The organism is Cellulophaga geojensis KL-A, assembly GCF_000568425.1.
GTDB lineage: Bacteria > Bacteroidota > Bacteroidia > Flavobacteriales > Flavobacteriaceae > Cellulophaga > Cellulophaga lytica.
The window spans coordinates 1-3,039 of record NZ_ARZX01000052.1; the positions used below are offsets into that span (position 1 = coordinate 1).

General features: G+C 44.2%; 2 tRNA genes and 2 rRNA genes. All 4 read right to left on the reverse strand.

The window, feature by feature from the left end:
• Positions 1-497: ribosomal RNA gene (locus KLA_RS17000) — 23S ribosomal RNA — on the reverse strand; the annotation flags it as partial.
• 215 nt (positions 498-712) lie between these two features.
• Positions 713-789 (reverse strand) — tRNA-Ala (locus KLA_RS17005).
• A 183-nt stretch (positions 790-972) separates the two neighbouring features.
• Positions 973-1,046: transfer RNA gene (locus tag KLA_RS17010), tRNA-Ile, on the reverse strand.
• A gap of 114 nt (positions 1,047-1,160) precedes the next feature.
• Positions 1,161-2,680 (reverse strand): 16S ribosomal RNA (locus KLA_RS17015).
• Positions 2,681-3,039: the final 359 nt, after the last annotated feature.

Below are 3,039 nucleotides of genomic sequence, written 5' to 3' on the forward strand. Positions count from 1 at the left end.
TTTCCCTCACGGTACTGGTTCACTATCGGTCTCTCAGGAGTATTTAGCCTTAACGGATGGTCCCGCCAAATTCACACAAGGTTTCACGTGCCCCGTGCTACTCAGGATACCACTATCGGTAATGGTCTTTACTTATACAGGGCTATCACCTGCTATGGCCACGCTTTCCAACGTATTCTAATTCATAACACACCAAATATCGTGGTCCTACAACCCCAATACTGCCGAAACAATATTGGTTTGGGCTAATCCGCGTTCGCTCGCCACTACTAACGGAATCACTTTTGTTTTCTCCTCCTCCGGGTACTTAGATGTTTCAGTTCTCCGGGTTTGCTTCTCTTTCGAGATGACATATCTTCAATATGCCGGGTTGCCCCATTCGGATACCTGCGGATCATATCATATGTGCTGATCCCCGCAGATTTTCGCAGCTTATCGCGTCCTTCTTCGCCTCTGAGAGCCTAGGCATTCCCCATACGCCCTTTTGTAACTTGTCACTACTAGATGTTTTACATACCACCTAATAGCCTCTTGCTCTTCTCTATTTCGTATTCTTTTTATTTCTTATCGTGATAATTACCCCTGTGGTAATTATACACAATGTCCCAATATGTCAATGAACGTTATTACGAATCACAACAGACAATTAAATTATCTATGCTCTCGATTACAATACACTGGATGATAATATTAATTATCTCCAGGAATTGCCTGGTGGAGAATATCGGAGTCGAACCGATGACCTCCTGCGTGCAAGGCAGGCGCTCTAGCCAGCTGAGCTAATCCCCCATATACTAAAAGTAGTATATAGTAGCTTGTAGTTAGTACTGCCAACTACTACTCAACTTCCAGAATTTCCTTTTTACATTACGTTTATAATGCTATCTCAATACAACCAAACTAAAATAACTATAGCCTCTTGTTTTACCTTGACTACTTTTGTAACACTTACTCTTGATAAGCTTTACTTAGTAGTCCCAGGCAGACTCGAACTGCCGACCTCTACATTATCAGTGTAGCGCTCTAACCAGCTGAGCTATGGGACTCAATCTTAGTTGTTGTATCTTAATATTTTGAAGTGACAGCGAAAAAAGAAAATAAATCTAGATAAACTAAATTCTTACTACATAAACTAATATGTAACGGTCGTCTTTCTCTAGAAAGGAGGTGTTCCAGCCGCACCTTCCGGTACGGCTACCTTGTTACGACTTAGCCCTAGTTACCAGTTTTACCCTAGGTCGCTCCTTGCGGTGACGAACTTCAGGTACCCCCAGCTTCCATGGCTTGACGGGCGGTGTGTACAAGGCCCGGGAACGTATTCACCGGATCATGGCTGATATCCGATTACTAGCGATTCCAGCTTCACGGAGTCGAGTTGCAGACTCCGATCCGAACTGTGATAGGTTTTATAGATTCGCTCCTTATCGCTAAGTGGCTGCTCTCTGTACCTACCATTGTAGCACGTGTGTGGCCCAGGACGTAAGGGCCGTGATGATTTGACGTCATCCCCACCTTCCTCACGGTTTGCACCGGCAGTCTTGCTAGAGTCCCCACCATAATGTGCTGGTAACTAACAACAGGGGTTGCGCTCGTTATAGGACTTAACCTGACACCTCACGGCACGAGCTGACGACAACCATGCAGCACCTTGTAAATTGCCCGAAGGAAAGTCTATCTCTAAACCTGTCAATCTACATTTAAGCCCTGGTAAGGTTCCTCGCGTATCATCGAATTAAACCACATGCTCCACCGCTTGTGCGGGCCCCCGTCAATTCCTTTGAGTTTCATTCTTGCGAACGTACTCCCCAGGTGGGATACTTATCACTTTCGCTTGGCCGCTCAGATCGAAATCCAAACAGCTAGTATCCATCGTTTACGGCGTGGACTACCAGGGTATCTAATCCTGTTCGCTACCCACGCTTTCGTCCATCAGCGTCAATCAATTGTTAGTGATCTGCCTTCGCAATCGGTATTCTATGTAATATCTATGCATTTCACCGCTACACTACATATTCTAACCACTTCACAATAATTCAAGACCATCAGTATCAAAGGCAATTCTACAGTTGAGCTGCAAACTTTCACCCCTGACTTAACAGCCCGCCTACGGACCCTTTAAACCCAATAATTCCGGATAACGCTCGGACCCTCCGTATTACCGCGGCTGCTGGCACGGAGTTAGCCGGTCCTTATTCTTACAGTACCGTCACCAGACTACACGTAGTCCTTATTCTTCCTGTATAAAAGCAGTTTACAATCCATAGGACCGTCTTCCTGCACGCGGCATGGCTGGATCAGAGTCTCCTCCATTGTCCAATATTCCTCACTGCTGCCTCCCGTAGGAGTCTGGTCCGTGTCTCAGTACCAGTGTGGGGGATCCCCCTCTCAGGGCCCCTACCCATCGTAGTCTTGGTAAGCCGTTACCTTACCAACAAACTAATGGGACGCATACTCATCTTACACCGTAAACTTTATTATTTAAATGATGCCATAAAAATAAACTATAAGGTGTTAATCCAAATTTCTCTGGGCTATCCCTTAGTGTAAGGCAGATTGTATACGCGTTACGCACCCGTGCGCCGGTCGTCAGCAAGAGCAAGCTCCTCTGTTACCCCTCGACTTGCATGTGTTAAGCCTGCCGCTAGCGTTCATCCTGAGCCAGGATCAAACTCTTCATCGTTGTTTTGTAAATATTCTTAACAACCTAAAATCGTCCTAAACTAAACTCATTCTCTTTTTTTTAATCCAATAATACTACAAGTAGCATTCTTTTGCTGTCTGTTCAATATGTCAAATGACCTTTTAATTCTTGTCGAAATACTAGCCTCGACCTAGTTGATTTTTAATAACAAATCATTCCAAAATTTCTTATCGCTTTACCCTCTCTGAAAGCGGTTGCAAATGTAAAACCTTACCACTCTACCCTCTCTGAAAGCGGTTGCAAATGTAAAACGTTTTTTTAAACTGACAAAATAAAAATTTAATTTATTTTACTGTTAGTTTCACTCTTAACAACCCTAGCAAATTGGGAATGCAAAA